This is a genomic window from Alloalcanivorax xenomutans (genome assembly GCF_900217905.1).
GTDB classification, from domain to species: Bacteria; Pseudomonadota; Gammaproteobacteria; order Pseudomonadales; family Alcanivoracaceae; genus Alloalcanivorax; species Alloalcanivorax xenomutans.
Genome location: NZ_OBMO01000024.1, coordinates 38,458 through 64,997, shown reverse-complemented (window position 1 = coordinate 64,997; position 26,540 = coordinate 38,458). Strand labels below are relative to the sequence as shown.

The 26,540-nt window shown below is 61.2% G+C and carries 23 protein-coding genes; 11 read left to right on the top strand and 12 right to left on the bottom strand.

The window, feature by feature from the left end; genetic code table 11:
• Nucleotides 1-316 precede the first annotated feature (316 nt).
• Entirely contained in the window at nucleotides 317-1,459 is a 1,143-nt protein-coding gene (lldD, locus tag CRO06_RS17365; protein WP_097058994.1) for an FMN-dependent L-lactate dehydrogenase LldD, read from the top strand.
• A gap of 319 nt (nucleotides 1,460-1,778) precedes the next feature.
• Here the strand turns inward: lldD and CRO06_RS17360 are convergent, their stop codons facing one another.
• The 3 genes from CRO06_RS17360 to CRO06_RS17350 form a co-directional block, all read right to left on the bottom strand.
• Entirely contained in the window at nucleotides 1,779-3,041 is a 1,263-nt protein-coding gene (locus tag CRO06_RS17360; protein WP_097058993.1) for a type II toxin-antitoxin system HipA family toxin, read from the bottom strand.
• The gene (locus tag CRO06_RS17355) at nucleotides 3,031-3,396 is read right to left on the bottom strand and encodes a helix-turn-helix domain-containing protein (protein ID WP_063142030.1); all 366 of its coding nucleotides are present in this window, start codon (nucleotides 3,394-3,396) and stop codon (nucleotides 3,031-3,033) included. The genes CRO06_RS17360 and CRO06_RS17355 overlap by 11 nt, the downstream gene beginning before the upstream one ends.
• Nucleotides 3,397-3,552: 156 nt before the next feature.
• Entirely contained in the window at nucleotides 3,553-5,184 is a 1,632-nt protein-coding gene (locus tag CRO06_RS17350; RefSeq protein WP_179746636.1) for a DUF4034 domain-containing protein, read from the bottom strand.
• A 363-nt stretch (nucleotides 5,185-5,547) separates the two neighbouring features.
• On the opposite strand from CRO06_RS17350, the gene CRO06_RS17345 reads away from it, so the two are divergent.
• The 4 genes from CRO06_RS17345 (at nucleotide 5,548) to CRO06_RS17330 (ending at nucleotide 8,384) form a co-directional block, all read left to right on the top strand.
• Nucleotides 5,548-6,078 (top strand): GNAT family N-acetyltransferase, encoded by a 531-nt coding sequence (locus CRO06_RS17345; RefSeq protein WP_097058991.1) that lies wholly within the window; start codon nucleotides 5,548-5,550, stop codon nucleotides 6,076-6,078.
• A gap of 335 nt (nucleotides 6,079-6,413) precedes the next feature.
• Nucleotides 6,414-6,806 (top strand): VOC family protein, encoded by a 393-nt coding sequence (locus tag CRO06_RS17340; protein WP_097058990.1) that lies wholly within the window; start codon nucleotides 6,414-6,416, stop codon nucleotides 6,804-6,806.
• 194 nt (nucleotides 6,807-7,000) lie between these two features.
• Nucleotides 7,001-7,759: a type I methionyl aminopeptidase gene (gene map, locus CRO06_RS17335; RefSeq protein WP_097058989.1), complete on the top strand. Its 759-nt coding sequence runs from the start codon at nucleotides 7,001-7,003 to the stop codon at nucleotides 7,757-7,759.
• Between the two features lie 73 nt (nucleotides 7,760-7,832).
• Nucleotides 7,833-8,384 carry a YdeI/OmpD-associated family protein gene (locus CRO06_RS17330; protein ID WP_097058988.1) on the top strand — a complete coding sequence of 184 codons (552 nt, stop codon included), beginning with the start codon at nucleotides 7,833-7,835 and terminating at the stop codon, nucleotides 8,382-8,384.
• 124 nt (nucleotides 8,385-8,508) lie between these two features.
• Here the strand turns inward: CRO06_RS17330 and CRO06_RS17325 are convergent, their stop codons facing one another.
• The 4 genes from CRO06_RS17325 to CRO06_RS17310 form a co-directional block, all read right to left on the bottom strand.
• On the bottom strand, nucleotides 8,509-9,285 hold the full coding sequence (locus tag CRO06_RS17325; protein ID WP_097058987.1) for a metallophosphoesterase: 777 nt from the start codon (nucleotides 9,283-9,285) through the stop codon (nucleotides 8,509-8,511).
• An 11-nt stretch (nucleotides 9,286-9,296) separates the two neighbouring features.
• Complete coding sequence (arsH, locus tag CRO06_RS17320; protein WP_097058986.1) at nucleotides 9,297-10,046, bottom strand: arsenical resistance protein ArsH; 750 nt, start codon at nucleotides 10,044-10,046, stop codon at nucleotides 9,297-9,299.
• Nucleotides 10,024-11,106 carry an MFS transporter gene (locus CRO06_RS17315; RefSeq protein WP_244902854.1) on the bottom strand — a complete coding sequence of 361 codons (1,083 nt, stop codon included), beginning with the start codon at nucleotides 11,104-11,106 and terminating at the stop codon, nucleotides 10,024-10,026. The genes arsH and CRO06_RS17315 overlap by 23 nt, the downstream gene beginning before the upstream one ends.
• A 202-nt stretch (nucleotides 11,107-11,308) precedes the next feature.
• Complete coding sequence (locus CRO06_RS17310; RefSeq protein ID WP_218839896.1) at nucleotides 11,309-11,740, bottom strand: PadR family transcriptional regulator; 432 nt, start codon at nucleotides 11,738-11,740, stop codon at nucleotides 11,309-11,311.
• A 200-nt stretch (nucleotides 11,741-11,940) separates the two neighbouring features.
• Between CRO06_RS17310 and CRO06_RS17305 the strand changes: the two genes are divergently transcribed.
• Nucleotides 11,941-13,767, top strand: a complete 1,827-nt coding sequence (locus CRO06_RS17305; protein ID WP_097058983.1) for a hypothetical protein — start codon at nucleotides 11,941-11,943, stop codon at nucleotides 13,765-13,767.
• A 51-nt stretch (nucleotides 13,768-13,818) separates the two neighbouring features.
• Here the strand turns inward: CRO06_RS17305 and CRO06_RS17300 are convergent, their stop codons facing one another.
• Complete coding sequence (locus CRO06_RS17300; RefSeq protein WP_097058982.1) at nucleotides 13,819-14,262, bottom strand: winged helix-turn-helix transcriptional regulator; 444 nt, start codon at nucleotides 14,260-14,262, stop codon at nucleotides 13,819-13,821.
• Nucleotides 14,263-14,361: 99 nt separating this feature from the next.
• On the opposite strand from CRO06_RS17300, the gene CRO06_RS17295 reads away from it, so the two are divergent.
• The gene (locus CRO06_RS17295) at nucleotides 14,362-15,585 is read left to right on the top strand and encodes an MFS transporter (RefSeq protein WP_097058981.1); all 1,224 of its coding nucleotides are present in this window, start codon (nucleotides 14,362-14,364) and stop codon (nucleotides 15,583-15,585) included.
• A gap of 115 nt (nucleotides 15,586-15,700) precedes the next feature.
• Here the strand turns inward: CRO06_RS17295 and CRO06_RS17290 are convergent, their stop codons facing one another.
• Nucleotides 15,701-17,728 (bottom strand): carboxylesterase/lipase family protein, encoded by a 2,028-nt coding sequence (locus CRO06_RS17290; RefSeq protein WP_097058980.1) that lies wholly within the window; start codon nucleotides 17,726-17,728, stop codon nucleotides 15,701-15,703.
• A gap of 36 nt (nucleotides 17,729-17,764) precedes the next feature.
• Complete coding sequence (locus CRO06_RS17285) at nucleotides 17,765-19,765, bottom strand: carboxylesterase/lipase family protein (protein WP_097058979.1); 2,001 nt, start codon at nucleotides 19,763-19,765, stop codon at nucleotides 17,765-17,767.
• Between the two features lie 275 nt (nucleotides 19,766-20,040).
• Between CRO06_RS17285 and CRO06_RS17280 the strand changes: the two genes are divergently transcribed.
• Both CRO06_RS17280 and CRO06_RS20300 read left to right on the top strand, forming a co-directional pair.
• Nucleotides 20,041-20,859, top strand: a complete 819-nt coding sequence (locus tag CRO06_RS17280; protein ID WP_097058978.1) for a helix-turn-helix domain-containing protein — start codon at nucleotides 20,041-20,043, stop codon at nucleotides 20,857-20,859.
• A gap of 240 nt (nucleotides 20,860-21,099) precedes the next feature.
• Nucleotides 21,100-23,220: a phosphatase PAP2 family protein gene (locus CRO06_RS20300; RefSeq protein WP_097058977.1), complete on the top strand. Its 2,121-nt coding sequence runs from the start codon at nucleotides 21,100-21,102 to the stop codon at nucleotides 23,218-23,220.
• 71 nt (nucleotides 23,221-23,291) lie between these two features.
• Here the strand turns inward: CRO06_RS20300 and CRO06_RS17270 are convergent, their stop codons facing one another.
• On the bottom strand, nucleotides 23,292-24,533 hold the full coding sequence (locus tag CRO06_RS17270) for an NAD(P)/FAD-dependent oxidoreductase (protein WP_097058976.1): 1,242 nt from the start codon (nucleotides 24,531-24,533) through the stop codon (nucleotides 23,292-23,294).
• 207 nt (nucleotides 24,534-24,740) lie between these two features.
• Between CRO06_RS17270 and CRO06_RS17265 the strand changes: the two genes are divergently transcribed.
• The gene (locus CRO06_RS17265) at nucleotides 24,741-25,316 is read left to right on the top strand and encodes a hypothetical protein (protein ID WP_097058975.1); all 576 of its coding nucleotides are present in this window, start codon (nucleotides 24,741-24,743) and stop codon (nucleotides 25,314-25,316) included.
• A gap of 47 nt (nucleotides 25,317-25,363) precedes the next feature.
• On the opposite strand, the gene CRO06_RS17260 is transcribed toward CRO06_RS17265, so the two are convergent.
• A complete protein-coding gene (locus tag CRO06_RS17260) occupies nucleotides 25,364-25,951 on the bottom strand; it encodes a TetR/AcrR family transcriptional regulator (RefSeq protein WP_179746634.1) in 588 nt (195 codons plus the stop codon).
• 135 nt (nucleotides 25,952-26,086) lie between these two features.
• On the opposite strand from CRO06_RS17260, the gene CRO06_RS17255 reads away from it, so the two are divergent.
• Complete coding sequence (locus CRO06_RS17255; RefSeq protein ID WP_097058973.1) at nucleotides 26,087-26,482, top strand: RidA family protein; 396 nt, start codon at nucleotides 26,087-26,089, stop codon at nucleotides 26,480-26,482.
• Nucleotides 26,483-26,540 lie beyond the last annotated feature (58 nt).

Sequence of the window (26,540 nt, the reverse complement as noted above, 5' to 3'; positions counted from 1 at the left end):
TTCACTGGAAGATCTGACACCATGGGAATACCTGGCGAAACACAAACGGGCGGAGAACTCTAATCAACGGTGCAACTGAAACAGGGATGTTTACACAGTTGCTCGGCCATCACGGAGAAAAGAGCCTCCAAATAGCCAAACTGCTCAACAGCCAAACTTGCCATATCGCATACTTCGGTCCGCTCCACATCATACGCCTTGGTCATCTCCGCCTCCTTCAATTACTCTCCTTAAATCGACCCATCCAGTAGAGCGCAGACCAAGAATTACGGTCTACAGACGATAAGTAGCACTTTCCCGCTTCGTTGAGACAACCATGATCATCTCCTCTACCCACGATTACCGTCTCGCCGCCAAACGCCGCCTGCCACCGTTCCTGTTCCACTACATCGACGGGGGCGCGTACGACGAGCACACCCTGGCGCGCAATGTGGCGGATCTGGGTGATTTGGCGTTGCGGCAGCGGGTGTTGAAGGCGGTGGGGGAGGTGGATCTGTCGGCGCGGCTGTTCGGGGAAGCGGTGAGCTTGCCGGTGGCGCTGGCGCCGGTGGGGCTCACGGGGATGTACGCGCGGCGGGGCGAAGTGCAGGCGGCGCGGGCGGCGGCGTCGCGGGGCGTGCCGTTTACGTTGTCGTCGGTGTCGGTGTGTCCCATCGAGGAGGTGCAGCCGGCGATGACGCGGCCGATGTGGTTTCAGCTGTATGTGCTGCGCGACCGCGGTTTTATGAAGAACGCGCTGGAGCGCGCCTGGGCGGCGGGGGTGCGGACCCTGGTGTTCACGGTGGATATGCCGGTGCCGGGGGCGCGCTATCGCGATCGGCATTCGGGGATGTCCGGGCCCTTCGCGGCCTGGCGGCGCATGCTGCAGGCGGTGACGCACCCGCGCTGGGCGTGGGACGTGGGCCTGCGCGGGCGGCCGCACGATCTGGGCAATGTGTCGGCCTATCTGGGCCATCGCATCCACCTGGAGGATTACATCGGCTGGCTGGGCGAGAACTTCGATCCGTCCATCGGCTGGCGGGATCTGGAATGGATTCGTGAGTCCTGGAAAGGCTCGATGGTGCTCAAGGGCATTCTCGATCCGGAGGACGCCCGCGAGGCGGTGCGGTTCGGGGCGGACGGCATCGTGGTCTCCAACCACGGCGGGCGCCAGCTGGACGGCGTGCTGTCCTCGGCCCGGGCGCTGCCGGCCATCGCCGACGCGGTGCAGGGCGACCTGACGATCCTGGCGGATTCCGGCGTCCGCTCCGGCCTGGACGTGGTGCGCCTGCTCGCCCTGGGCGCGGACGGCGTGCTGCTGGGCCGCGCCTTCGTCTACGCCCTCGCCGCCGCCGGCGAGCAGGGCGTGGCGCATGTGCTGGACCTGATCGCCAGCGAGATGCGGGTGGCGATGACGCTTACTGGGGCGCGGGCGGTTGGGGAGATTTCGCGAGAGAGTCTGGTGGGGGCGGGTGGCTGAGCCCTGGCACTGTATTAAAGGCTGGCTTTAGTAAGCGGCCTCCGAGCCCCCATATTAAACGCGGCGTTTAGTATGGCGGTGGGATTTGCGCCGGTCGCGCGAAGTAAGATTGATGGCCCATCAGGATACAATTGGACGGAGCCTGACTATACAAATGGGCGCGCGACGATATCGAGGGATCCTGGGGCCGGGAGGGCTGGTCTGATCAGTCGATAATTGAATTTGGTCAGGGTTGGGCGAATGTAATCGTTTTTGTGCGCCGGTAATCCATTTAGCGCAGCGCTTGGCTGGATTCGCTGCGTTTGTGCACTCCTTGCGTCTAATCAAAAATCGACGGCGACAAAATCGTCGCCTTCGCCAGGTACTCGATATCCCCGGCTTCCATGCCCGCCGCTGAAAAAAGCTCTTTCCAGTGTTTCTCCACCACCAGCTTCATGGCGTCGACGCACTCGGCGGCTTCGTATTCGCTCAGGCCAAACCGTTCCGCCTGGCTGAGGGCGTTGTGGAGCGTGGCCGCGCGGCCCTGGTGGCCGACGGTCATGGCCAGGTCCGCGGAGTAGCCCAGCCGGGGCTGGGGGCAGATGTCGTAGCCGTGGGTGAGGTCGAGGGCTTTGCCGTCCCAGAAGCAGGCGTGGTTGCGGGCGTGGTCGTCGGTGTTGCCGATCAGGATGTTGAAGACCATGCGCCGGAAGAGCTCCGGGCCGTCCCGTTCGAAGTCCCGGGCGTATTGGCGCAGCACGTCGGCCAGTTCCAGGTAGCTGGCTTCGCCGCTGCGGACGGCGTATTCGTCCAGGTCCAGCAGGGTCATGGCGCTGAGCATGTGGCGGCGAGTCGGGTGGCCGGCCGCGTTGGTGTCGCGGTCGAAGCGGCGGACCAGCAGCACGTCCTTGCCGGAGACTTCCTGCACCCGGGTGTCCGCCACGTTCAGGCCGGCTTTGGCGGCGAGCCGCATGGCGCCGCTTTCCGCGGCGATCATGTTGAGGGTGTCCCGGCTGGAGCTGAATTTGGCGACCAGCCAGGACTTGCCACGCCGGAACAGCACCTTGGGCCGGGTGCCGCCGATGCTGGTGCCGTGGTTCAGGGCGGCGTCCAGGTCGTCATCCAGTTCCTGGCCGCGTTCCATCCGTTCCGCCGCTTCCAGGGCGTCCGCCAGCGGGCGGATCGGCTTGGCGCGGGGCGCGTAGGCGTCCGGCCGGTCGGTGGCGTCCAGGGCGCCGATGCGGTCGGCGCCGGCGCCGAGCAGGTAATCAATCTCCCCGAGCTCGCCTTCGAGGCGGTAAGGGGCCTCGCCGGTGGGGGCGAGGGTCCTGGCGATTTCCCGCTGGATGATGCGCCGCCCCCAGGCGTCCGGCGCCGCGTCGCGCACGGCGCCGCTGAGCTCGTGGTCGAGGACGTAGGGCTCACCGGTGAGCTCGCCCAGGGGGCGGCCGGGGATCGAGAGCGGGATGGCATCCGGCCGGGCCAAGTAGCTTTTGCCGTAGCGGAACACGTATTCGGCGCCGTCCCAGGCCACCACGCCGCACACCACCGGTTCCGCCTGCCCCGGCGGAAAGAGCCAGAGGTAGGCGCGATCAGAAATCATTGTCAACGTCCTGGGGCCGGAACCGGCGCCGGCTGGCGGGCCGGCGCGCGCCGGCGCGGCTCTCGGCGACCCGGTAATACCCTTTTGGGGTGGGCTGGCCCGGTTCGGGCAGGGTCGCCAGCAGGGGCAGGTCAAGCAGCCACAGGGCCGCCACCACCAGGCCGACGTCGACCTTCGGGTCGCCTTTTTCCAGGGCGCTCACGTGCCGCCGGTCCACCTTGCCCAGGCGCGCGCCCAGGTCGGTCTGTGACCAGCCGCGCGCCTTGCGGGCCTCGGCGATCAGGGCGCCGGTGTCGCGCAGGGCATCGAGAATCTGGGCCTTTTGATAAACGGGAGAATCGACTGTCCGGGGCATTTTGATCACTAAACCGTACAAAGTGGCGTTAAATGTACGTTATAGCGTTCCTTGTGATTCGTCAAGAACGTCTCTATGCCTTATGTGCTCATAAATGTACATAAAGAGATATTTTGTACGTTTTAGCGATCAATATGCTTGAATTGACTCCCGGACTCAGATGGCCCACAAGTCCGGTGATTCCACTTCCATCCGCAGCCGATCCTTACTGAACGTCCGCTTCAGCAACCCACCCAGGCCGGGCTTGGGGATCTCGCCCAGCAGCCGCCGGACTTCGTTAGGCAGTGGGTCGGGCAGGTCGAGCTGGCCCTCGGCGGTTGCCTCCAGCAGCCAGTGGCCGTGGTCGCGGGCGGCGTCCCAATTGCCTTGGGCGCTGAGCAGGGTCATGTGCAGTACGGAGAGGTACGGGTCGAACACTTGGGGCAGCACGGTGTTGCTGACCTCGAGTGCGGCGCGCGGGTCGGGCGTGCCGAACCAGCCTTCGTCCAGGCCGCGGGCCAGGGCGTATTTACAGGCGGTGAAGTCGACGGGGACGTCGCTGAGCAGGGCCTTGGCTTCGGCCTGCTCGCCTTGGGTCAGGAGAGCCCGGGCCAGGGGCAGGGCGCCGAAGCCGTTGCCTTCGGCGATGGCGGTGCGGCACAGGGCCAGGGCCTGCTCGGAGTGCGGATCGTCCTCCAGTTGGAGTTCGGCCAGGTTGAGCTTGCCGTCCGGGCCCTGTTCAGCGGTCCGGTGGAACCAGCGCTGCGCCGCCGCGCGATCTTGTGGAAAGCCACGCCGGCCTCGGGCCAGGCACCGCCCCAGCCAGTTGGCGGCTTCCAGGCCCTCCGGACCGGGCCGTTCCGCCAGGCGGGTCAGCACGGCGGTGGCCCGCTCGATGTCGCCAGCGTCGACCCAGGCCAGGCCGAGGTCGAACTGGTGTGTGGGGTCGTCCGGGGCGGCGTCCACGGCGGCCTGCCAGCCTTCGGCGATCTCCCGCGCGGGGGCGTCCATGGAGGCCAGGATTTGTGCTTCCAATACCAGCAAGGCGGCGCGCGTGCGGCCGGGCGGGCAGTCTTCCAGGCCGGCGCGCAAGTGCCCGCGGGCGGTGACCAGGTCGCCGTCAATGGTGGCGGAGCGGTTGGCGCGCCACCACCAGTGCTCGGCGGTGAGGAGCTGGTGCAGCTCGGGGGCGGTCATGGCGCGCTCGGCCAGGGCCACCACTTCGCCCATGTGCGCCAGGCTGCCGCCCCAGCGGGCTTCGCTGCGGGCCAGGGCGCTGGACCAGGCGGGCAGCCAGTTCGGGTCGGCCTCCGCCAGTTGTGCCAGCAGTTGTTGGTGGTCCTCTTCGGGCACGCCCATGACCGTGGCGGCCTGGCCGATGGCGGCCAGTGCCGGCCCGGGTTGCACACCCAGTTCCAAGGCGCGGGTCAGCGGGGCCTGGGCTTGGGTCAGGTACTCCGCCACTTGCTCCCATTCGGCCTCGGTGAGCTGGTCGGCGGTCTCCGTGCCGCGCGCATCGAGCCCGGCGTAGGTGTCCGCCATGCCTTGCGCCAGCCAGGGCCAGGGGTTGCCGGGCTCGGCGTCGGCCCAGGTGCCGAGGGTGTCGCGCGGGGCGCGGAGGATGGCGTGCAGCGTGCCTTCCAGTTGCACCAACGTGTGCAGGGACGGCGCGCGGCGATAGTCCGCGGCGGTGCGTTCCAGGCGCTCGGTGAGCGCCGGCCATTCGCCACTCAGGGTGGCGGCGGTGATGGCGGGGTAGGCATCGGGGGTGGCGACGTCGGTGATGGACAGAATCGGATGGTCGAGCATGAAAATGAAACTCTTGGCCGGTGCGAGCCCTGAATCTTGAGGCGTGGACGCCATAACGCAACCCTACACGGCATCCGGACGCGCTTTGAATGGGAGCTGCGTCTCACGCTGGACCGGGCGCGCCGGATATCGCTGGTTTGGGAGCAGGCAAAAAGCAAAACCGGGTTCGGGCACATGGTTGGGTTGTGGCATCGTGTTATCGATTCTGTTTCTGTACGATTCGGATGCCCACTTGCAAGGACGCTCGCCGTCCGTATTGGGAGAGGACTGATCCGACCGCCTGGCTATCCTTGACCATCAGAGGTCATGGACACAGGGGCGCGGTTTCGTTCCTGTGTGCAGCCTGAGCGTAGGGAAACCACGATGATTGACGAGCGATTGTTGTGTCGGGATGAGGTCGGCCTGGTCTGGGGGATCGACCGCAGAGAGGTGATCGAAGAGATCTATGCCCTCAAGGGCGGCGAACTGGTGCTTCGTCCCGAGTTCTACGACATGAGCGGTTGGCCAGAGGGCGAGGCCGAGCACTACACACCCATCCTGCTTGACTGCTTTGACCGTGGCGGTTGGTTCCTCGGTCTGTTCGACCAGGGCCGCCTGATCGGCGCGGTGGTGCTCGATTCGTGCCGCTTTGGCCCGGCGGGCGAATGGCTGCAACTGACGTTCCTCCACCTCAGCCACGCTTATCGCCGCCGTGGTCTCGGCGCCCATCTGTTCCGTCTTGCCGTCGCCCGGGCCCGGCGGGTGGAGGCTGGTGCGCTCTACGTTTCAGCGACGCCGTCACGTAATACCGTGGACTTTTACATGAGACTGGGCTGCCGGTTATGCGAGCAGCCGGATGAAGCCTTGTATCAGCGGGAGCCGGACGATATTCATCTGCTCCATGCCCTCACGTGAACGCTTGGGGTGGAATGGAGAGAGGCAATCAACGTCACGAGCAAAGCCTATCGTTCGGCACTGGCCTGTGGTTGGCGGCGCGGCGATGCGAAAAGGCGGGTTGCCGCCGGATCATGGGCGGGTGAATATAACGCTTCGCCGTGCCTTCCTGGCCTATCCGGCCTTCAGTCCCAAGCCAATACGGGAGGGCCGCCACTGGCGTGATCCGGCGTGATGCCGGGAAGGTTTGGCAGGTGGGCGGGCGGCGATAAAAGAGGCCTGGAGCGATACGGGCCCTGTTTGCTGAAGGGCTGGGTGAATAAGACATAACGACAAACCGTAGAAGGAGAGCAACCATGTTCAACCACATCATGATCGGTTCCAACGACATCGAGCGTTCCAAGAGCTTCTATGACGCGGTGCTCGGTGTACTCGGCGCGCGCGAGCCGTTTCGCAACGTGGCGCCTTCCGGCCACGTCCGGCTGTTCTATATCCACGATGGCAGCACCTTTGCCATCAGTGAACCGATCAACGACGAAGAGGCGACCTGCGCCAACGGCGGCACCATCGGTTTCAAGTGCGATTCGCCCGAGCAGGTAAAGGAATTCTATGATGTGGCGGTCGCTCAGGGCGGCAAGCCCATCGAGGATCCGCCGGGGCTGCGTGAAGGCAGCATGGGCGCCATGCATCTGGCCTATGTGCGTGATCCTGACGGTAACAAGCTCTGCGCGATTCATCGGGTCCAGTAAATCTCCAGTCCCCCGTCTGAGGACACGCATGGATCCCTTGGGCGGGGCCTGGGTGCCTGTGATGTGTGACCGTGTGGTTATCCAGGCCTTGCTTTGGGTCAGGAGGGGCGGCTTTGATGGGCCGGCATGGATGGTGTGTCCTCAATGTGGCGAACGGCAATAACTGCGAGCTGTAACCGATCAAAGGTGAACCTATGACCGTGGAAGGCCAGAACGATATCGATGGGGTGCTGAACACCGGGCGCGTTGTCGCCAGAGTGCGTGATGCCATGCTCGATGCGGTTGAACCGGGCATGACGACCGCGGAACTGGATAAGCTGGGAGAGCAGCTGCTGGAACAGTACGGCGCCAGATCGGCACCGAGGGTGACTTATGATTTTCCCGGCGCCACCTGTATCAGCGTCAATGAGGAAGCCGCCCATGGTATTCCGGGGCAAAGGGTGATCCAGGCCGGTGACATCGTGAATGTCGATGTATCCGCTGAACTGGATGGCTATTTCGCGGATACCGGCGGCACGACGGTTGTTCCGCCGGGGTCGGCGCTGAAGGCACGCCTTTGTCATGCCACCCGGCTGGCTTTGAAACGCGCCTTGGGTGAAGCACGAGCCGGTGCTCCCATCAATCGCATCGGCAAAGTGATTCAACATACCGCGAAGTCGCATCGCTTCAAGGTGATCAAGAATCTGGCCGGCCATGGTATCGGGCGAACGCTGCACGAGGAGCCGGAGGACATCGTGGGCTACTATGATCGCCGCGATACCCGCCGATTACAGCTCGGTCAGGTCATCGCCATCGAGCCGTTTCTGTCCACCCGCAGCACACTGGTGACAGAGGCGGAGGACGGGTGGACTCTGGTGGGGCATCCGGACAATCTTTCCGCGCAGTTCGAACATACCGTTATCGTCACCAAAGGGGCTCCCATTATCGCCACGCTGTCCGAAAAACGGCATTGACGATACGGCATCCGGCGGGATGCCCCCGGCCCGAACTGTAGGTCATCAGAGACCGGAGCGTTGGAGACGGATAATGCTTGTGGAAAATACGAAGTCTCAATTCGAAGCACGATTGCTTTGCCCCAAAAAGCAAGGTGACAGCGAACCTTGGGCTTTCGTGGTGTTGCCCCGGGAGGTCAGCACAAAGCTGCCCAGACGGGGCCGTACCTCGGTGGATGGCACGCTGAACGGCCACGCGTTCCAGGTCTTGCTGGAGCCCGACGGCCGCAAGAGCCATTGGCTTCGTATCGGTCAGCCCCTGATGGAAACGTCCGGTACCACCTTTGGTGATGTCGTCCGGTTCGAAATCAGTCCGGTGGCGCGGGAGCCGGAACCGGAGGTCCCGATGGATTTGCGGGAGGCTCTCCAAGCCGCGCCGGAGGCCCGGGAGATATGGGAAGCCACCACCACGCTGGCCCGCGTGGACTGGATTCATTGGATTACCACCGCCAAGCAGGTCAAGACCCGTGCCAAGCGGATTAATGACGCCTGCGACATGCTGGCCTCGGGTAAAAAGCGGGTCTGCTGTTTTGATCCTTCGGGCTTTTACAGCAAGGCGATCCGGGCCCCGGAGGCGGCGGACTAGCTCTAGCGGATATTGCTCCAGAGCCCGTGGTATTGGCGCCAGCCGATGAGTGGAAGTGGGGGCAATGCGCCGGCCGCTACCTTGACAGCGATCGCCTGCTTAGGGGAAAGCCGTTCGTCATGCCCTACAGTTTGCCGTGTCTTTGCACCGCGTTGACCACTATGTTTCCGTTCTCCACCAGGATCACACCGTAAGCCGGTGGCCCTGGAAAACGCGACAAGCGGTCGCCGGCCATGTCGAATGCCAGCGGCAGGTGCGTGCTTTCCAGGCCGGTGAAGGGATGCCCCGCCCACAGACCACTGACGTTGCGGTGCAGGTGACCGAATAACAGCTGGGTCGGTGCGGATCGGCCGAGTAACAGGTGATAGAGCCCGTGATCAGGATCCCTTAGCCGCAGCCGATCCAGAGGTGGCACACCAATGGCCATGGGTGGATGGTGCATGAAAATCAACGCGGGTTTGCTGCCTGCGTCATGCAGCTCCGTTTCCAGCCAGGCCAGCCGGGCGGGGCAGACTTCTCCGTGGTGCCCGTCTTGCGCTTGCGTGTCCAGATAGATCAACCGGGAGTCCCCCAGTGGCTCACTGGATTGCAGGAAGCCCTCGATAGCAATGGTGTCGGGGAAGACCTTGCGAAGGTTGTCGCGGTGGTCGTGATTACCCACTAGTAATCGATAGGGGACGGGGAAATCATCCAGGACGTCCCGTAGCAATTTATAGTCTTCGACGCCGCCGGACTGCGCCAGATCTCCGGTGAGAATAAGACGGTCCGCGTCGGTGTGATGATCCCGCAAGTCTCGCAAAACGGCTTTGAGCCGTAGCAATGGATCGACGTCTTGCGGTGATGGGGAGCCGGGACCCGCCAGGTGCAGATCGGTGATCCAGAGGAGTTTTTGTCTACTCATCGCCGAGTCCTCTATTGCGGCCGGATGGCGATGGAGGAAAGGTCGGTGCCGCTGTCCAGGGTGGGTCCGGCAAGAGCCTTGCGCTCGGAATAACGATCGGTGAGCGCGTCAACATGGGGGCGCAGAAGGCGTGTGAAGCGGACCAGTTCTTCCATGACGTCAACAATGCGTTCATACAGTGGGGAGGCCAGCATACGCCCGCAGGCGTCAAATTCCTGAAACGCCTTGGGCACACTGGATTGATTGGGGATGGTGAACATACGCATCCAGCGACCCAACTGCCTGAGCGTATTGACCGCGTTGAAGGATTGCGATCCACCGCTGACTTGCATCACAGCCAGAGTCCGACCTTGTGTGGGACGAATACCGGCCATCTCCAACGGTAAATGATCGATTTGTGCCTTCATGACTCCGGTGATCTGGCCGTGTCGCTCGGGGCTGCACCAGACCTGTCCTTCGGACCATAGGGCCAGTTCCCTCAACTCTTGAACGGCGGGGTGGTTGTCGCCGGCGACCTGATCCGGCAACGGCAGGTCAGTGGGGTCGAAGATGCGTGGCTCGGCGCCCATGAAGCGCAACAGACGGGCCGCTTCTTCCACTACCAGACGGGAGTAGGAATGCTCCCGCAGTGAGCCATAAAGCAGCAGAATACGAGGTGGGTGCCCGGCGGTACTGCCCAGCGCCGCCGCCGGGTGCGGCTGGGCGAAACGTTGGTCAAGAGCGGGAAGAGTGTCGGGATCAGGGAGTGTGCGTTGTCTCATGGTCATGCCTCGTCAAATGTTGGAGCAGGGTAAGCGCACCCAGGGCCATCCCTCCAAGTGCGATGGATACAACCAGCGTGCCGCTGCCGAACCGCTCAAGCAGTAGAGCGAAAAGGAACGGTGCGAACGCCTGGCTGAAACGAGCCGGCGCCATCAGCCATCCCTGACGCCGGCCATAGCCTTGGGGACCGAAGATAGCCAGAGGTAAAGTACCTTTGGCGATAGTCAGGATGCCGTTGCCGGCGCCGTGCAGCAGTGTGAACAGTGCCGCCGCCGGTGCACCGAAAATCAGCAACGCCATTGCGCCCAGCGGGTGGGCGGCACTGGCCAAGGTTGCGGAAACCATGGGGTGAAAAGGTCGCAGCAGAGCAAACTCCAGGAAGCGGGCCGCTACCTGGGCTGGCCCCACCAGTATCGCAAGAGCGATGGCGGCAGCGGCGGTAAGCCCCGTTTCCTGGAGCAGTCGTGGCAGGTGCGCCGCCATGGCGGTGCTCAAAACCCAGGTGATGGCGAAGACCAGCGCCAGCAATGGCATGGCAAAACGGTTCGTTGTTGGCCTGGGGAGTGCAGGGTCGCTGTAATGGCTGTGGCCTTGAAAGCGCGCGGGCAGCAACAGGCAATTCAGAGGTAAACCGACAAACAAGTGCGCGGCAGCCCAGGTAAAGCAAGCCACCCGCCAGCCGAACTCGACATCCAGCCAACCAGTGACCGGCCAACATACCGTGCTGGCGAAACCCGCCATCAAAGTGATGCCAGTGATAGGGCCGCGCGCCTTTTGCCCGTAAAGACTGGTCAGGGTGGCGAAGGCGGCTTCGTACAGCCCGATCGCCATGCCAATGCCAATGATCGCCCAGGCGAGCCAGAGCGTGGCGGGGCCCTGGGCCAGACCCAGGGCGAATAGCCCCGCGGCGAACAGTACATTGGATGTGGCAAGCAGGCTTCGCCCACCGTGGCGATCAATACGATGGCCCGCCGTGGGGCCAAGAAACGCAGTCAGGATTAGAGCCATCGAGAAGGCACCAAAAACCGTTCCTGTGGAAATCCCCAGTTCTGTTGCCATGGGCTCCGCCAGGATGGCGGGCAGATAGTAGGTGGAACCCCAAGCCAGGGTTTGCGTTATCCCCAACACCAGAACGACTCGTCGCTGCCCGTTCATGGCTGGACTCTCCGAGGCATTGGAACCGTTGATGCAACGATGCATTGATCATGGAGGTCTCCATGGTCAATGCATCGATCATCGATGTATATGAGCAAAAAAAAGGTCATACCTTTTGCCGTCCTTTTTTTTCTGTGTTTTCCTTTGCGGTGCTTTCCGCCGCCAGCTTGCTGGCGACGATGCAGTCGGTGGCATCCAGCCAGGCATCAACCGCCACCTGAAAGGCTTCCCGGCCCTTGTCCGTCAACTCGTACACTTTGCGGGAGCGGCCTTGCACCACCTGTGCCGAAGAGGACAAGAAGCCACCCGCTTCGAACTCATTGAGCATTGGGTATACGGTGCCCTCGGAGGGGCTGCAGCAACCATTGGTGCTTTTCTCTACCGCCTGCATTACTTCGTAACCATGCATGGGTTTGCGGTGCAGCACGCTGAGCACGAAGAACTTGGACAACGACATCTTGATCGTGCCGTGCCAGTAGCTGGGGTCGCCGTAGTCCGGTGCTTGCCGAACCCGGGACGATCTGGTTGCTGAATTCATGACTACGGACTTTATACCTCGATGATCGATGTGTAAAGAGGAGGGCAGCCCTCATCAGCGTTCGGGTGGGCTGTCTCCTCGGCGTCCGAGCGGGTATCCGCACGAGGGTAACGTCCTTGTAGGGTAGGATAATGACCAATCGGAGAGTTCGCAGGTGATATTGGCCGCGATAGGGATGTTTGCCATTGCCGGGGTTGTTTATGCGCAGAGTGACGTTGTTGTTTTTTGTGTTGCCGTTTCTTGCGGTGTTATCGGCAGGGTGCTCAGAGAAAACCCTCGAAGAGCAAAGACGGGAACTGGAAGAACAGAAGGCGGAGTATCAGGCACGGATCGAAGCCCTGGCCGATCAGGACGTCAAACAAGCATTGGCGTCGATGGCCGATGTCATGTTCTGGATACGGGAAGGGGACCTGGAGCGCCGGGAGCCGCCAGAGGAGGTGCAATATAGCACCTCGCCCTACGCGATCCTGGATGATTATAAAGACACGAAGGACATGGCCGATCAGTTGGCCGCCGGCGTGCTGCTGACCCATGATCCGCGCTACCGCCCCGAGGAGGCGCGACTCGAGCTCCCGTTCGCGTATCCCTTTGACCTCAAGGTCAACTGGGAGCAGGTGGTGTTGGCGGATGGCACCGAACTGCCGGTGGTGGAGCGGGACCCGTTCACCGATCAAAGCAATCTGATTCCGGTGGCGTTGTGGAATACCTCATATAAGCGTTTCACCACCCAGGTGAAAAAACACGAAAACCTGCCCATTGGTCAGGTGCCGCCACCACCGTCACCGATAGCACGGGCACGTGGCGAGATGATCCTGACCGTGCCGGAAACACTGCCGGAAGTCGATTTCTCAGTCTCCGACGTGGGTGACCATCAGGAGGTGTCCGGGTGGCGCATCACCTTGGAAGAAGTCGAAGGGCATCGGGTTCGGTTGCTGTTCAAGGTGCCCGAAGATATGGCGCTTGCCGAGGCGGAGGACAGGTTCAATCAGATTGAAGTGGAGGCCAGTGACAGCACTGGCCGTTTGTTGTCGAGCAGCAACACAGGGAAAGGGCCGGCCGGCGGCGATACCCTGATCATCGAGATGCTGGACCAGCTGATCGACGCGGCGGAATCCGGCGAACTGAAGGACAAGGAGGCCATGGAGCAGCGCATGCAGGCGCAGCGGAAGGCCATGTTTGAGGGTGTGGATAGGCAGTTGTTTGTGGAGGTGGCGTTCAGTGGCACGGTGAAGCAGGTGAAAGTGCTGCTACCAGGGCTTTCCGGTGAGACAACGCTGACCGTGCCGCTGGATCTGACATCGGTACAGTTTGATGTGCCGGACAACCAGGCCGAGCCACGTTCCTTTGGTGTGCGGGCCCGGGTGTATGATCACACCGCCAGCGATTGGGAACTGGACCAGCCGCTGGAAGCCGACCCCGCCTTACTGGATGAACTGATCCAGGTGGAATTCAAAAAGGGGGTGAACCCGGGGCTATCGGATCCGATAGCCGACAAACTGTACTTTCATTTTCCGGAGCAAATGAGCAACCGCCTGGTGTCCGACTTTGATCGCTTCGATCATGTCGAGGAACTGGTTTTCCTGGATAAAGATGGCGAACCGGTTTACCGGTTTGATCCGGAGGATCGGAAGGGCCCGGTGAGATTCACCGTCAATCGGATCGAGTATCATCCGGATCGCTTCGAGCGGCCCCCAGTGCGCGCCCGTGGAGAACTGGATGTTTTGCTGCTGCCAGACATCAAGGTACGCTGGGTTGCCATCGATGATTTACCCGAAGGCTATGAAATGCATGGGAAACAGGTGCTTTTTGGTCCGGCGGCGGCGGATAATCATATCCCTGATTTGGTGCTTGCCCGGGACGCGCAGGGCCGTTATCTGAAAAAAATCGCCGAAGTTCGTCATTCATTCGACGAGGGGTGGCCCCGGCGCGCTTACCACTTCTATGATGAGCCGGTGGGTTTTCTGTTTATCGAAAAAGGCCCGGGCTCCCACGCCAGCTATTCGTTCGATATTCCCCTTCAGGATTGAATCCTGCCGGGCGGGGAGGAGACGGTGCCTGCTCCTCGCCTGTGCTTCTCTTTACGTCAGCTTCCTCACTTCCGACTGATCCGGGGGCAGCATATGGCCATCCTCATCCCGAGGGGTCATGAAGGGCACCGGCTTGCCGGTGTTCTTGTCGATCAGTAACGAATGGCGTTCGCCGCGGGCAAACAGGTGATGCTCACCCCATTGACGTAGCGCGACAACGACGGGAAACAGGCTTTCTCCCTTGGCGGTCAGCACATACTCCTGATAGGCGGTGCCGTCGGAAGCCGGCCGGGTGTCCAGCACACCCGCATCCACCAGGCGGCGCAGGCGGTCGGTGAGAATATTGCGGGCCATGCCGAGATTACGCTGGAAGTCCCGGAAGCGACATACGCCGTCGAAGGCATCCCGCAGGATCAGCAGGCACCAGCGATCGCCGATCACATCGACGGCGCGGGCCACCGGGCAGGTACTGTCAGAACTGGGGCGGCGGGGCATGGCGTCTCCGGTGATATCAGGTAGCGGACATTGTGGTTGCATTTTAAAACTGGAATGCATAGCATCCAACCAGTTTCTATTTGCAACTGGTTGGATGCTATGACGACGTCCCCCGTTTCCTGTTCATCAACGGCGCGTGCTGTATTACCGCGTGCTCTGGTTCTGTTGTTCGCCGCCGCCAGCGGCTTGAGTGTGGCCAATGTCTATTACGCACAACCGTTACTGGATGCGCTGGCGCTGGATTTCGGTATCAGTCATGCGGCCGTGGGTGGCGTGGTTACCGCTACCCAGGTGGGATGCGCCCTGGCTCTGTTACTACTGGTACCGTTGGGGGATCGGCTGGATCGTCGCCGGTTGATGGCGGGGCAGTTGCTGGCGCTGGTGGCAGCGTTGATCGCGGTGGCCCTGGCGCGCTCAACGCCGGTGTTGCTGGCGGGCATGCTTGCCGTGGGTTTACTGGGTACCGCCATGACCCAGGGGCTGATCGCCTACGCCGCCAGTGCCGCGGCGCCCCATGAACAGGGCCGGGTGGTGGGCGCGGCCCAGGGCGGTGTGTTCGTGGGGTTGTTACTGGCCCGGGTTTTTGCCGGCGGTGTCAGCGATGTGGCCGGGTGGCGCGGCGTCTATTTCTGCTCGGCGGCAATGATGTTGGCACTGGCCTGGCCGTTGTGGCGAAGGTTACCGGTTCTGGTGGTGCTTTCGGATAGCATGAGCTACCCGCGTTTATTGCGTTCCATGCTCACGCTTCTGAGAACAGAGCGGGTATTGCAAGTGCGCGGTGTATTGGCGTTGCTGATGTTCGCCGCTTTCAATATTTTCTGGAGTGCACTGGTGCTGCCGTTGAGCGCTCCTCCCTATGAGTTCTCGCACTCCCTGATCGGCGCCTTCGGGCTGGTGGGGGCGGCCGGAGCCCTGGCTGCCGCCCGTGCCGGCTACTGGGCCGACCGGGGTTACGGTCAATACACCAGTGCCGCCGCTTTGGTATTACTGTTGTTATCGTGGATTCCGCTATCGTTGATGGCATGGTCGCTGTGGGCGCTGTTGATTGGCATCGTGTTGCTGGATCTCGGTGGCCAGGCGCTGCACGTTACCAACCAGAGCATGATTTTTCGCACGCACCCGGAAGCGCACAGTCGCCTGGTGGGTCTTTATATGCTGTTCTACTCGGTGGGCAGCGGTCTTGGTGCCATCAGTACCACGGTGGCTTACGCGTACTCAGGCTGGGTGGGCGTCTGTGCCCTGGGAGCGGTGGTGAGTTTGTTGGCGTTGGTGTTCTGGGCACTGACCCGAAAGCTAAAGCCCGGGGTGGGGTTTGAGGCTTGAGCGGAATGATGTTAGTGGCTTGAGAACAGGAGGTCTGGTCTTCTCTTTGAGCCCAAGACAAGACCAGACCTCACTTTGCGCCAATTTTCGATTGGCTCTCAGTTTCTGTTTAGGGTTACTCCAACCCCATGGCCTCCGCAACGCCGGTTTCCACCGAGGCTTCGGTATCCTGCCTGATTTCCAGGAAGCTGCCGTTGTCCTCGGTGTAGGCGGGCCACTGCAGATGGGCCGGGCTGGGATCGCCGGTTTTGGCGAAGTTGGTCCACATGGTCATCATCAGCTCCACCACGGTTTCATCGTCCTGGCCGTAGCTCATGGAAGCGAAGACATCCGCTACGTCGCCGTCCGTGCCGTCGATGCCGTTTCCGTTCAGATCACCGATTGCCGGTTTCTCGCCGTCCACCGTGTTGACCAGCCCAAGTTGATAGTTCTGCACCAGACCGGCCGGATGGTTGAACAGGTAGGGTAATTCGCACCCGTGGCAGCTCATGATGTCCCGGCTCAGCCAACCCGATGGGACCCGGCTGAACTTATAAACGTACTGGTCGGACTGATAATGCGAGGAACGCTGGCTCAGCCATACAGGCAGGGCCGCGCGCAAATGGGGATAGTCACCGGCGGTGACACCGGCCATCAGGGGGACGTCGCTGGGCATGCCGTCGATGACGTTTTGATAGTAGGTCTTGGGCTGATAGTAGTAATCCACATTGGGCCGGTAGGTTTGGCGTGGGATGCCGTGTTGCGCGTCGGCATCGGTGAACGCGGTCCAAGGTAACTGCCGGGCTTGCTCCAGGGTATCGACGCCGGCCCGGTCGAACAGGGCGGTGCCCACGAGTTCGGATTCTGCCAGTGAATCCCCTGGCGCGCCTCCCGTTTCCAGAGGCGCGAAGCCGCTCATCACGATGGCCTTGTGAAACAAACCAGCGGCCTGGGGGGAATTCATCAGTGAATAGGTTTTTCCGCCGCCGCCGGATTGACCGAATAGAGTGACGTTGCCGGCGTCTCCGCCAAAGGCGGCGATATTGTCCCGCACCCACTCTAGTGCCATTACCAGATCCATCTGCCCATAGTTGCCGGAGCCTCCGTAGCCGCTTTCCTCGCTGAGTTCGGGGTGGGCGATATAGCCGAACGGTCCCAGGCGATGGTTGACCGTTACCAGTACTACTCCCTTGCTGGTGAGGCTGTCCGGGTTGTTGTACTGCCTGGAGTTGGCGGAAAGAATGGCGAAGGCACCGCCGTGGAACCAGACCATTACCGGCAGGTTGTCGGCGTTTTTCGGAGCGGAGATGTTGAGGTACAAGGAATCCTCGCTCATGCCGCCTTCATTGACGCTTTCCAGAGCCGTGGCCTGGGCGGATTGGTCGGCCCAGGCCACGGCGTCGCGGATGCCTTCCCAGGGTTCGGGCTTCACCGGCGGCCGCCAGCGCAGTTCGCCGAGGGGTGGTTTAGCGTAGGGGATGCCGAGAAATTGCCAGGTGTTCTCGTTTGCTTCGAAGCCACGCAGGTCACCGCCGGTGGTGGCGACGACGATCCGCCGGCTGATGGAGCGGGTGAAATGCTCCACTGCTTCGTCAAGGTAGCGGACACGTCGTGAGCGTGGATCGGTATCCGAGAAGGCTTGGTTGTTTTCCAGATCGGTGAGGATCGATTGCAGAGCCTCCCGGAACTGGTCGGGCGACTGGTTAAAATTGATGATCTCCGCGTTGTCGGAAACCTGTGAGCGAATCATATCGGTGATTTGAATGCCATTGTTCAAATCGCCATCCTGGTCCAGTGACTGCAGCAGAATGAGTTTGTTGCTCACGCGTTCGTCTTCAGCGGAGGTGGCGTCCTCGGTGATGTTCAGCGGGGTGAGCTGGGGCGCCCCTTCCGCGCTGCCCAGTTTCAATTCACCAATGGAGAAAGTGATCTGCTCTCCGCTTTGATAGTGGAACTGACCGGCCTGGTCGGTGATACCCGCCACGGTTTCGGTCCCGACGTAATCGATCCCGGCCACCGGGCTGTCGATAAAGGTACCTGTCTGGGTATCAGGGCTGGAGGGGCCGCCGTGATTGTCGCTATCGCTGCCGCAGCCCGCGAGGATCAGGGGCGCCACGGCAATGAGATGTATCCGCCGTGAGCCTTGCCTTTGTTCTTTTTGCATGGTGATCTCCTTGATTCCAGTCACCGTTATCTGCCTTCAGTCACTCAGCACACTGCCGAGGCCGGTCTTCGCTTCGCTGTTGGCGCCTATTTCCACATAGCTTTCACTGGCCGCGTCATAAAGCGGATAGTCGATGTCACCCTCAATGCTCGGATCGCCGGTTTTTGCGAAGTTGGTCCAGATGGTGAGCATGCGATCGATTACCGCCTGGTCGGTCTGATCGAAACCGGCGGAGGCAAGAATATCGGCGGGATCGCCTTGGGATCCGGACACGCCGTTGCCGTTGAGATCATCAATGACCAACGAATTGCCGGTTGCCGGATCGATGACCAGGCCCAGCAGGTAGTGGGTGATGACGCTCTCTGGCATGTTGAACACATAGGCCAGTTCGGCGGCGTGGTAGGCTTCCACGCCCCGGGCTTTCCAGCCAGCGGGCTGGTGAGTGAAATAGGTGGCGTAGTGATTGGCCGAACACAGTGGCGCCATCCAGGGAAACACCTCAATGGCGGTATTGGTGGGGTCCGGGGTATCGTTGGCGTTGATACTGAACATAAACGGCACGTCGTTCTGATTGCCGGATTCGAAAGCGACGCGTTCGGCGTAGGGTAGATAGTGGTTGTCAATGTTGGTGTAGGGTGCCAGCGTCGCCGCGGCAGCCGCTACTTCCTGCCAGCTCTTCTGGCGCATCTCAGCCAGAGACGAAGCGTCCAGTTCAGTTTGCAGTTGGCTACCGACGGCCTCGGCGGCCGCCAGGGTACGGGTATCCGGATAGAGCGTGCCACTCTGGCTGATCGCCCGATGGAACAGGCCGGCGGCGCGGGGAGAGGCCATCAACGACAGCACTTTGCGGCCGCCACCGGATTCTCCGAATATGGTGACGTTACCGGGATCTCCACCAAAGGCTTCAATGTTGTCACGCACCCACTCCAAGGCCGCGATCAGGTCCATTTGTCCGTAGTTGCCTGAGCCGTTATAACCGCTCTCCGCACTCAACTCGGGGTGTGCGATATAGCCGAACGGCCCCAGCCGGTGGTTAACCGAGACCTGTACCACGCCTTTGCTCGCCACTGCCTGCGGGTTATTGAACGGCTTGGTGTTACTGGTCAACGCGGTGAAGCCTCCGCCATGAAACCAGACCATCACCGGCAGGCCATCGGCGTTCTTCGGTGCCGTCACATTGAGATAAAGCGAATCTTCACTCATGCCGCCCTCACCGAACCGTTCCAGGGCGGTGTTTTGCGCGGCCTGATCGCTCCAGGCAACGGCGTGGCGGATGCCGGACCACGGCTCGGGATCCACCGGCGGGCGCCAGCGCAGTTCGCCCAATGGCGGTTTCGCATAGGGGATGCCAAGAAACTGCCAGGTATTTTCATCGGCTTGGAAGCCACTGAGCTGACCGCCGTTGGTTTCAACCAACCGGCGGGGGGAGACGGCACGTTGGAAGTTCTCCTCCGCATCATCGGGCGTGGTCAGCCGACGGGCTCTGGAATCGGTATCGGAGAAGGCGCCGGCACTTTCCAGATCATCCACTACACTTTGCAGGGCGGCGTTGAAATCGGGGGTGGGCTGATCCAAAGTCAGGCTGCCGGCCTGCTCGGAAACCCGTTCCCGGATCCGTGGTGTAATCTGAATACCATTATGAAGGCTGCCGTCGGCATCCAGGGTTTGCAGCAGCACCAGGGTATTGATCATCGCCGGCGTCTCCGCCGGTGTGGCAGCGGGCGATAGATTGGCGACGGTGAGTGCTTTTGCTCCGGAGGTGCTTCCCAGGGTCAGATCGCCGAGGGCGAAGGTGAGTGTCTCATCCCCGGTATAGTGGAATTGACCCAACTCGCCGGTAGTTCGCCATGGCGCGTCACCCTGCCGGTAGCTGACGCCGGATATTGGAAGGGCGCCGAACAGACCGGAAAGTGGCTCTCTGTCGGAATCCGATGACGATGAGCCACCGCACCCGGACATCAAGAGCAATAACGAGGATAGAAAGGCGATCACGGCGGTGGAGTACCGCTGACGCCGGTGGGGGACCTGCTTGAGCATGGTACAGTTCTCCTGACCCTTGTTGTTGTGATTTGGGCGAGCCGTCGTGATTTGGATGGAAATGCAATTATTTGATTTTTGGGCGCGCTCGCCGCGTCTGTTCTGATTGAGCTGACAAACACCAGGATGGATTAAAGCGGGTCGTCAAGAATTGAACGGTTTTGCCCTGTTACCGCAAAAACGTACAAGTCTCCAGGATCGTGCTTTCGGCTATGATGGAGTGAGCGGGGCAGCAGCTGGCCGTGGAAGACTAGGCCGCGCGGAGGAGAGATTCCATGGCGGTGAAACACTCGGAACGGGACAGTTCGGGGTTCGGTATCCTGTCCCACGAGGTGAAGGATAACGTCTACATGATGGGTCGGTCCGGCTTTATCTATACCGCGCCGTGGATCGATACCCGTGACACCCGGCCGCCGTCGGCGGCGGTCCTTCTTTCCGTTGGCGAGGGCCGGTTTACCGTGTCCGCTGGCGGACAGGAATGGCGCGGCCGCGCCATCCTGGTGCCTCCATTCGTTCCCCGCAGTTTGTTGGCGGCCAATGTGCCCCTGGTTTGTTTCCACGTGATGCCGGCTTCCCCCCATTATGATGCCCTCAATGGGTTGGCCAAGGGGCGGATATCGCTGCTGGGTCGGGGGCAGTTCGGCCATCTGGAACAAGAGTTGGAAGCGCTGTTCCGGGGCGGATTACCGGCCTGCGAAGCTGAAGAGGTCTATCAAGAGGTGTTGCGGGTGCCCTTCCGGCACATGCCGGTACCGCCTCGGGTGGATCCCAGGGCGGGACGTCTTCGTACACTCCTGGAAGCTCAGCCAGAAGTTTCTCTGGCTCAACTGGCCGAACAATTGGGCGTATCCTATTTTTGGGCGTCGCGGGTGATCAGTGACGTATTCGGTATGTCTCTGCGTGACTACAAGGCGTGGAGAAAGCTGCAACGGGTATTTGAGCTGCTCCATTCGGACCGAAGCATCACCGAGATCGCCCATGCCGCCGGTTTCACTGATTCCGCGCATTTGTCACGTACCTACCAACGCTGGTTCGGGCAGCCGCCTTCATACAGCCGCAATCGGCGTTATGTGCGTATCTTACGCTGCTGGTAGCTGAGTTGGTATCGGGAATAACAGTATGGACCATTTCGAAAGAGCGGCGCTGAACCTGGCGTTGTCTTCTGACATCTTCAAGTGCTGATCATTCAGAGCAGTATGTAACGGAAAGGTCATGTTTGATGACTAGGATGGAGCGCTTTGAAAAAGGCGGTGACGTTTGTATAGGCGATCACCGTCTTCCTTTCTTGTGACAAGAAACTCAATCCGATTCCATCTTCGATAAGTGAGCCGTCCATGACTTTCCATTCGTTGCCAGGAGAGCGTTCCAGTTCTCTGATTCTGGCTGCCGTGGCTGCACTGGCCTTGTCCGGCTGCGGTGGCAGCTCAAGCGATAGTGACTCCCCTTCCGATATCGATAAGCCTAATAAGCCCGCGGGTACCGGCAGTGAACTGACGGTGGCAGCACCGTCGGTCACTTACCCCCTGCCTGCCAGCCGGTACGCCGAAAACAATGCGGATGACACTTTACGTTGGGTCATTGGTGACAACCCTGTTGCCAGGCTTCTCAGCGGTATCAATGACATTTGGAAGGGAACGTCGGACAGCTATCAGAGCGCGGCGTCAGGCAGCGGTCCGGACAGCTATCTGGCGAATCCGATCATCAATGCCGAGGTCTGGGCCGCCAACATGCGGTATGTCATCAATGTGACTCATGAGCGCTCCGACGAGCAGGCGATCCTGGCGTTTCTTGACGATAGCCGAAGCAAGAACTACAGCGTGATCGATGGCTACGGGCCGCTCACCGAGACTTATGTGGAGAACTCCGGGGCTTATGTGGATATCCCCGTTCCGACCATCACCCAGGTGCTGGAGGACGAGCACTATCAGCCGGGCTCCAATGACAACATCGTCTTTGCCGGGGATCAGAGCTCCACGCTGGGAGAAGTCGTCACTTTGGTGGATGCTTTCCGTCAGCGCTCGCCGGCATCCACTAACGCGTCCAAGTACATCTTCTCCACGCCGCGTCCCTGGCGGATGACCGACAATGGCGAGATCGATTTCCTGGGTACCGTCAAGGATTACACCTGCGTGGACAGCGCCGGCAATAGTGAGGTGCGAACGGTGGACAGCTATACCACCAGTGTGAAAGTGGTGCCGGGTCTGATGTGCGCCCGCCGTGCTCACAGTAGCGGTGATCATGACAAAGGGCTGTACACCGAGGACACCGAGAACCGTCGCAAGGATGGTGGCTATCCCAGTGGTCATACCAACGCCGGTTATCTTGCCGCCATGGCCTATGCCTATGCGCTGCCGCAGCGCTATTCAGAGATGTTGACCCGGGCTTCGCAACTGGGTGAGAGCCGGATCATGGCGGGCATGCATTCTCCGCTTGATGTGATCGGAGGGCGTGTGCAATCCATGATCGTCGCCAGCTACGCGCTCAATCAGCCAGCTATCCTGGATCAGGCGACCGCAGCGTACCAGCGTACCCAGCAGTTCTTCGGTGACCTGGCCGAGGCCGAGGGGATGGATTTGTACCAATACGCCCATCGTCCGGTAACCGACCAGGCGGGACTTATTGACGGAGCCAATGTTCGCACCGAAGTCTACGACAACAATTTGTATGACGATCACGAGGCCAACAAGGAAGCGTACCGCTTCCGCATGACCTACGGTTTGCCGCGGGACCCGGGTAAGGCCGGCCAGGACCCGATCGTACCGGAAGGCGCGGAAGCCCTGTTGGCCACGCGCTTGCCGTACCTTACCGACGAGCAGCGCAGGGCGGTGCTTTATACCACCTCCATTGACTCCGGGTACCCAGTCCTGGATGCCACCAATGGCTGGGGCCGCCTGGATCTGGTGACCGCCGCGGATGGCTATGGCGCCTTCCTCGGCGATGTCTCCGTGACCATGGATGCCGGTCTTGGTGGGTTCAACGCACGGGACGCCTGGCGGAACGATATTTCCGGTGCGGGCCGTCTGCGCAAGGATGGTGATGGCTATCTGGCGCTGACCGGCGAAAACACCTACTCCGGCGGAACCCTGGTGGAGGATGGCACTCTGGCGGCGCTCTCCCCGTCCGCGTTCGGCGTCGGCGATGTGTATGTGGAGGAAGGCATGGTCTTGGTGGACGTGGATGGGGCTTTGGCCATCAGTGGTAATCTGACAGTGGACGGTGGCGGGCTGACGTTACGAATGGATGACGATGAAAGTCAGCTTACTGTGGGGAAAACCATTTATGTTGATGGCGGAAATCTGGTGCTGGATTTCCAGGCGCTCGCCCCGCAAAGCGGTGAGACGTTTACGTTGTTGAGTGGCGCGGCCGTGGCGGGAACGTTCGACGCCGTTGATGCCGGCGATGTCGCGGTGGAGTTGGTCTATACTCCCACCAGTGTGGTTGCCACCATCCAGTAAACCACAAGGAGATAAGGGCCCGTCGTCGACGGGCTCTTTCATTGTCAGGCCGCCTCGCTGCTATCCGGAGATCAAAACCGGTCTACCCGATAAGGCCCCATGTCCACATCGGTGGGCTCGCCGTCCATCATTTGTCCGAGTAACTTCCCTGTGATGGGGCCCAGAGTGAACCCCTGATGGCCGTGGCCGAAGGCCAGCCATAGTCCGGATAAACCAGGCGCCGGGCCGATAATCGGCTTCATGTCCGGGGTACAGGGGCGCGCGCCCATCCAGGGTTGAGGGTCGAGGCGTTGGCCCAGAGGAAACAACTGGCGGGCGGTGGCTTCGGCGGCGGCCAGCTGTTGGTAGTGGGGTGTGGCGTCGTGGCGGGCCAGCTCGGCACCGGTGGTGAGACGTATACCGGCGCGCATGGGGGCGAGCAGGTAGCCGATCTCGGCGTCCATCACCCAGTGCCGCAGGCGGGCTCCGCCACGGGCGCCGTAATGCATGTGATAGCCGCGTTTGACGAACAAGGGCACGGAAAGACCTTGTTGTGACAGCCAGTGTTTGGACCAGGGCCCCAATGCCAGTACGACCTGTTGGGCCGATCGAATCTCGTCGCCGATCTCCGCCCGCCAGGCGTTGCCGTCATGGCCCAGTTTTCGCAGTGCGCCCTGAATAAACTGTCCGCCTTTCTCCTGAAACGCTTTGGCGTAGGCGGCGACCAGAGCGCCCGGATCCGTGACGGTCCAGGGCTGGCTCCAGTGAATGGCACCGGCGATGCCGGCGGCGAGATCCGGTTCCATCTCGGCCAGCGCCGCGCTGTTCAGAACGCGATGGGTAACGCCATAGTGTTGCGCATCGGCTTGTGCCAGCCGGCATTCTTGCTCCAAAGCCTCGGTGCTGCGAAACACTTCGAGGTATCCTTCACGGCGAATCAGCGCTTCGGCGCCGGCCGCATTGATCATCGGCGCATGAGCGTCCAAAGCATGGCGGATGAGAGCGGCGTACTCGGGCACGATGCGGGCGTAGCGCTCGGGCTCGGAGTTACGCCAATACTGAAACAGCGGGCCGGCCGCCTGAACCATACCAGAGGGTTGGTAGCGGATGTCGATTTGCCGGTTGGGCAACACCCGCATCAGCGTGGCCAGGTCCCGAGGGAAACGGTAGGGGCGAACGGCTTCGCGTTGGATGATACCGGCGTTGCCGAAGGAGGTTTCCCGGCCTGGCTCGTTACGGTCGACCAGGGTTACCCGGTGACCGCGTTCAAGCAGATGCCAGGCGGCGGATACACCGACCATGCCGGCTCCCAGTACCAGAATGTCGCGCGACATTATTACTTCTCCCTCTCTGCCGGCGTCTGTCCGCCGGGTTGTCCTGTCTCGCCTTTCCCTCACCGTATCCGTGTGGGATGGGATACTGGGAGCGTGCGTTTGATCGGCGCAAAAGGCAAGATGATGGGTTCATGGCATCTTTCTGGATCTGCACGGGTAACCCCGGGGCAGACTCCGGGGTGCTGGATCAAAAGAGAGAACACCGTAATGAGTGACAACTGCACCCACATCGTGCCGGTTCATAAAGGGGACTACCCCGACGATCATGCCAGGGTGAAGGAGATCCTTTACTGGTTCCAGAAAAGAGGCATGGTGGAAAATGCGTTGTCCGACTGCACCCTGGGTGACCCGGGCTACCGGTTTCTGCCGGAGATATCACGGATCTTCGATGAAGAACCACGACCGGACAGTTCGGAACATACGCTGCTGACCCATGGTCTGGAGCTGCATCATGGCAGCCGCCGGGTTTTCCATCCCATGGAGGGTGCCGACCTCCATTTTGCTTGCCCGGAGTGTAATCACGACATGGGCTGGGACGCGGCGGATGGCATCAGCGCCTGGTACGAAAGAGAAGACGATTATCCGCAATGCCGGAATTGCGCGAAGACATTTCATATTACTGAATATCGGACCGATCACGGCGGCAAGGAACCGCCCTGGGCATTCAGTAATGTGGCCATCACCCTTTGGAACGCCTTTGGCGAGGCGTTTGCTCCCTGGTTCCTGGACGAAATGAAGACGCTCTACGGAACCGATATTCTGGTGGTGGAAGTTCGTATTTAGATGTTGTGGAAGGGCGGCCACGCAGCCTGTCCTTTCAATACCGGACGTTATCGTCGCAATCCCGTTGCCAGCTCCAGAAACGCGTCGACCGCTTTTTTCAGGACCGCCCGCGGATCGTCAGCGGCGGCGATCCACAGCGCCGCATTCAGAGCGGCGCCGTTGAGGAGGCGGGCGGCGGCTTCGGCATCCACCGGTTTCAAGGTGCCGTCATCGATCAGCTCGCGCACAATGGATTCCGTGCGGCGCAGGCAGGCGGTCTGGTTGGGCCATTGCGAGGGGTCGCCCAGTACCGCCGGTCCATCCAACAGCATGATGCGTTGGATTTCCGGCTCCAGTGCCATCTCGATATAGGCGACGCTTTCCTGTAACAGCCCTTCCCATGGATTGGCGGCGTGTTCCTGGGCGATGCGCATGCGCTCAAGCATTTCGCCGTCGATCTGGTCGATCACTGCTTGCAGCAATCCCTTCTTGTCACCGAAGTTATGGTAAAGCGCCCCCCTGGTGAGGCCGACGGCGGCGGTCAGATCATCCATGGAGGAGGCGGAATAGCCTTTACTGGAAAACGCTTCCCGGGCCGCTCGAATCAACTTGGCCCGGGTTTCCTCCACCATCTGTGCGCGTCGTTTGGCTGCCACGGTTCACTCCTGTCTATCTCATGTCCCATGAACATACGCTTCGTATGCTTGATGGCATGCGGGGCGTATGTTTAGAATGCCGTTTACATACGAGGCGTATCTTAGCACCGAGTAACCTTGAATAGGAGTAGAACCATGGCCAAACGCGATGCGGTTTTCCCTGCCGGCCGGCAGGCCCTGTATGATATCAACCGCTATTCGGCGGCGATCCGCTCGGGTGACTTTCTGTTTGTCTCCGGGCAGGTGGGCAGCCGCGAGGACGGCTCCCCGGAGCCGGATTTCAAACGGCAGGTTCAGCTCGCCTTCGATAACCTGGCCGCGGTGCTGGATGCCGCCGGCTGCGGCTTCGACGACATCGTTGATGTCACCACTTTCCATACGAATCCGGAAGCACAGTGGGAAGCGATCAGTGAGGTTCGATTGAAGGCGATCGGAGAGCCGCCTTACCCGAACTGGACCGCGGTGGGTGTGAATTGGCTGGCGGGTTTTGATTTTGAAATCAAGGTCATCGCGCGCCTTCCCCGGGGTTAGTGAGCGATTCGTGGGGAGCCAGGCTATCATCCGGCTGGTAACGCGCAGTTGAGGTGGA

Coding starts and splice junctions, on each gene's coding strand:
- lldD (WP_097058994.1), top strand. CDS start 317: ATGATCATCTCCTCTACCCACGATTACCGTCTCGCCGCCAAACGCCGC.
- CRO06_RS17360 (WP_097058993.1), bottom strand. CDS start 3,041: ATGATTTCTGATCGCGCCTACCTCTGGCTCTTTCCGCCGGGGCAGGCG.
- CRO06_RS17355 (WP_063142030.1), bottom strand. CDS start 3,396: ATGCCCCGGACAGTCGATTCTCCCGTTTATCAAAAGGCCCAGATTCTC.
- CRO06_RS17350 (WP_179746636.1), bottom strand. CDS start 5,184: ATGCTCGACCATCCGATTCTGTCCATCACCGACGTCGCCACCCCCGAT.
- CRO06_RS17345 (WP_097058991.1), top strand. CDS start 5,548: ATGATTGACGAGCGATTGTTGTGTCGGGATGAGGTCGGCCTGGTCTGG.
- CRO06_RS17340 (WP_097058990.1), top strand. CDS start 6,414: ATGTTCAACCACATCATGATCGGTTCCAACGACATCGAGCGTTCCAAG.
- map (WP_097058989.1), top strand. CDS start 7,001: ATGACCGTGGAAGGCCAGAACGATATCGATGGGGTGCTGAACACCGGG.
- CRO06_RS17330 (WP_097058988.1), top strand. CDS start 7,833: ATGCTTGTGGAAAATACGAAGTCTCAATTCGAAGCACGATTGCTTTGC.
- CRO06_RS17325 (WP_097058987.1), bottom strand. CDS start 9,285: ATGAGTAGACAAAAACTCCTCTGGATCACCGATCTGCACCTGGCGGGT.
- arsH (WP_097058986.1), bottom strand. CDS start 10,046: ATGAGACAACGCACACTCCCTGATCCCGACACTCTTCCCGCTCTTGAC.
- CRO06_RS17315 (WP_244902854.1), bottom strand. CDS start 11,106: ATGGCAACAGAACTGGGGATTTCCACAGGAACGGTTTTTGGTGCCTTC.
- CRO06_RS17310 (WP_218839896.1), bottom strand. CDS start 11,740: ATGAATTCAGCAACCAGATCGTCCCGGGTTCGGCAAGCACCGGACTAC.
- CRO06_RS17305 (WP_097058983.1), top strand. CDS start 11,941: ATGCGCAGAGTGACGTTGTTGTTTTTTGTGTTGCCGTTTCTTGCGGTG.
- CRO06_RS17300 (WP_097058982.1), bottom strand. CDS start 14,262: ATGCCCCGCCGCCCCAGTTCTGACAGTACCTGCCCGGTGGCCCGCGCC.
- CRO06_RS17295 (WP_097058981.1), top strand. CDS start 14,362: ATGACGACGTCCCCCGTTTCCTGTTCATCAACGGCGCGTGCTGTATTA.
- CRO06_RS17290 (WP_097058980.1), bottom strand. CDS start 17,728: ATGCAAAAAGAACAAAGGCAAGGCTCACGGCGGATACATCTCATTGCC.
- CRO06_RS17285 (WP_097058979.1), bottom strand. CDS start 19,765: ATGCTCAAGCAGGTCCCCCACCGGCGTCAGCGGTACTCCACCGCCGTG.
- CRO06_RS17280 (WP_097058978.1), top strand. CDS start 20,041: ATGGCGGTGAAACACTCGGAACGGGACAGTTCGGGGTTCGGTATCCTG.
- CRO06_RS20300 (WP_097058977.1), top strand. CDS start 21,100: ATGACTTTCCATTCGTTGCCAGGAGAGCGTTCCAGTTCTCTGATTCTG.
- CRO06_RS17270 (WP_097058976.1), bottom strand. CDS start 24,533: ATGTCGCGCGACATTCTGGTACTGGGAGCCGGCATGGTCGGTGTATCC.
- CRO06_RS17265 (WP_097058975.1), top strand. CDS start 24,741: ATGAGTGACAACTGCACCCACATCGTGCCGGTTCATAAAGGGGACTAC.
- CRO06_RS17255 (WP_097058973.1), top strand. CDS start 26,087: ATGGCCAAACGCGATGCGGTTTTCCCTGCCGGCCGGCAGGCCCTGTAT.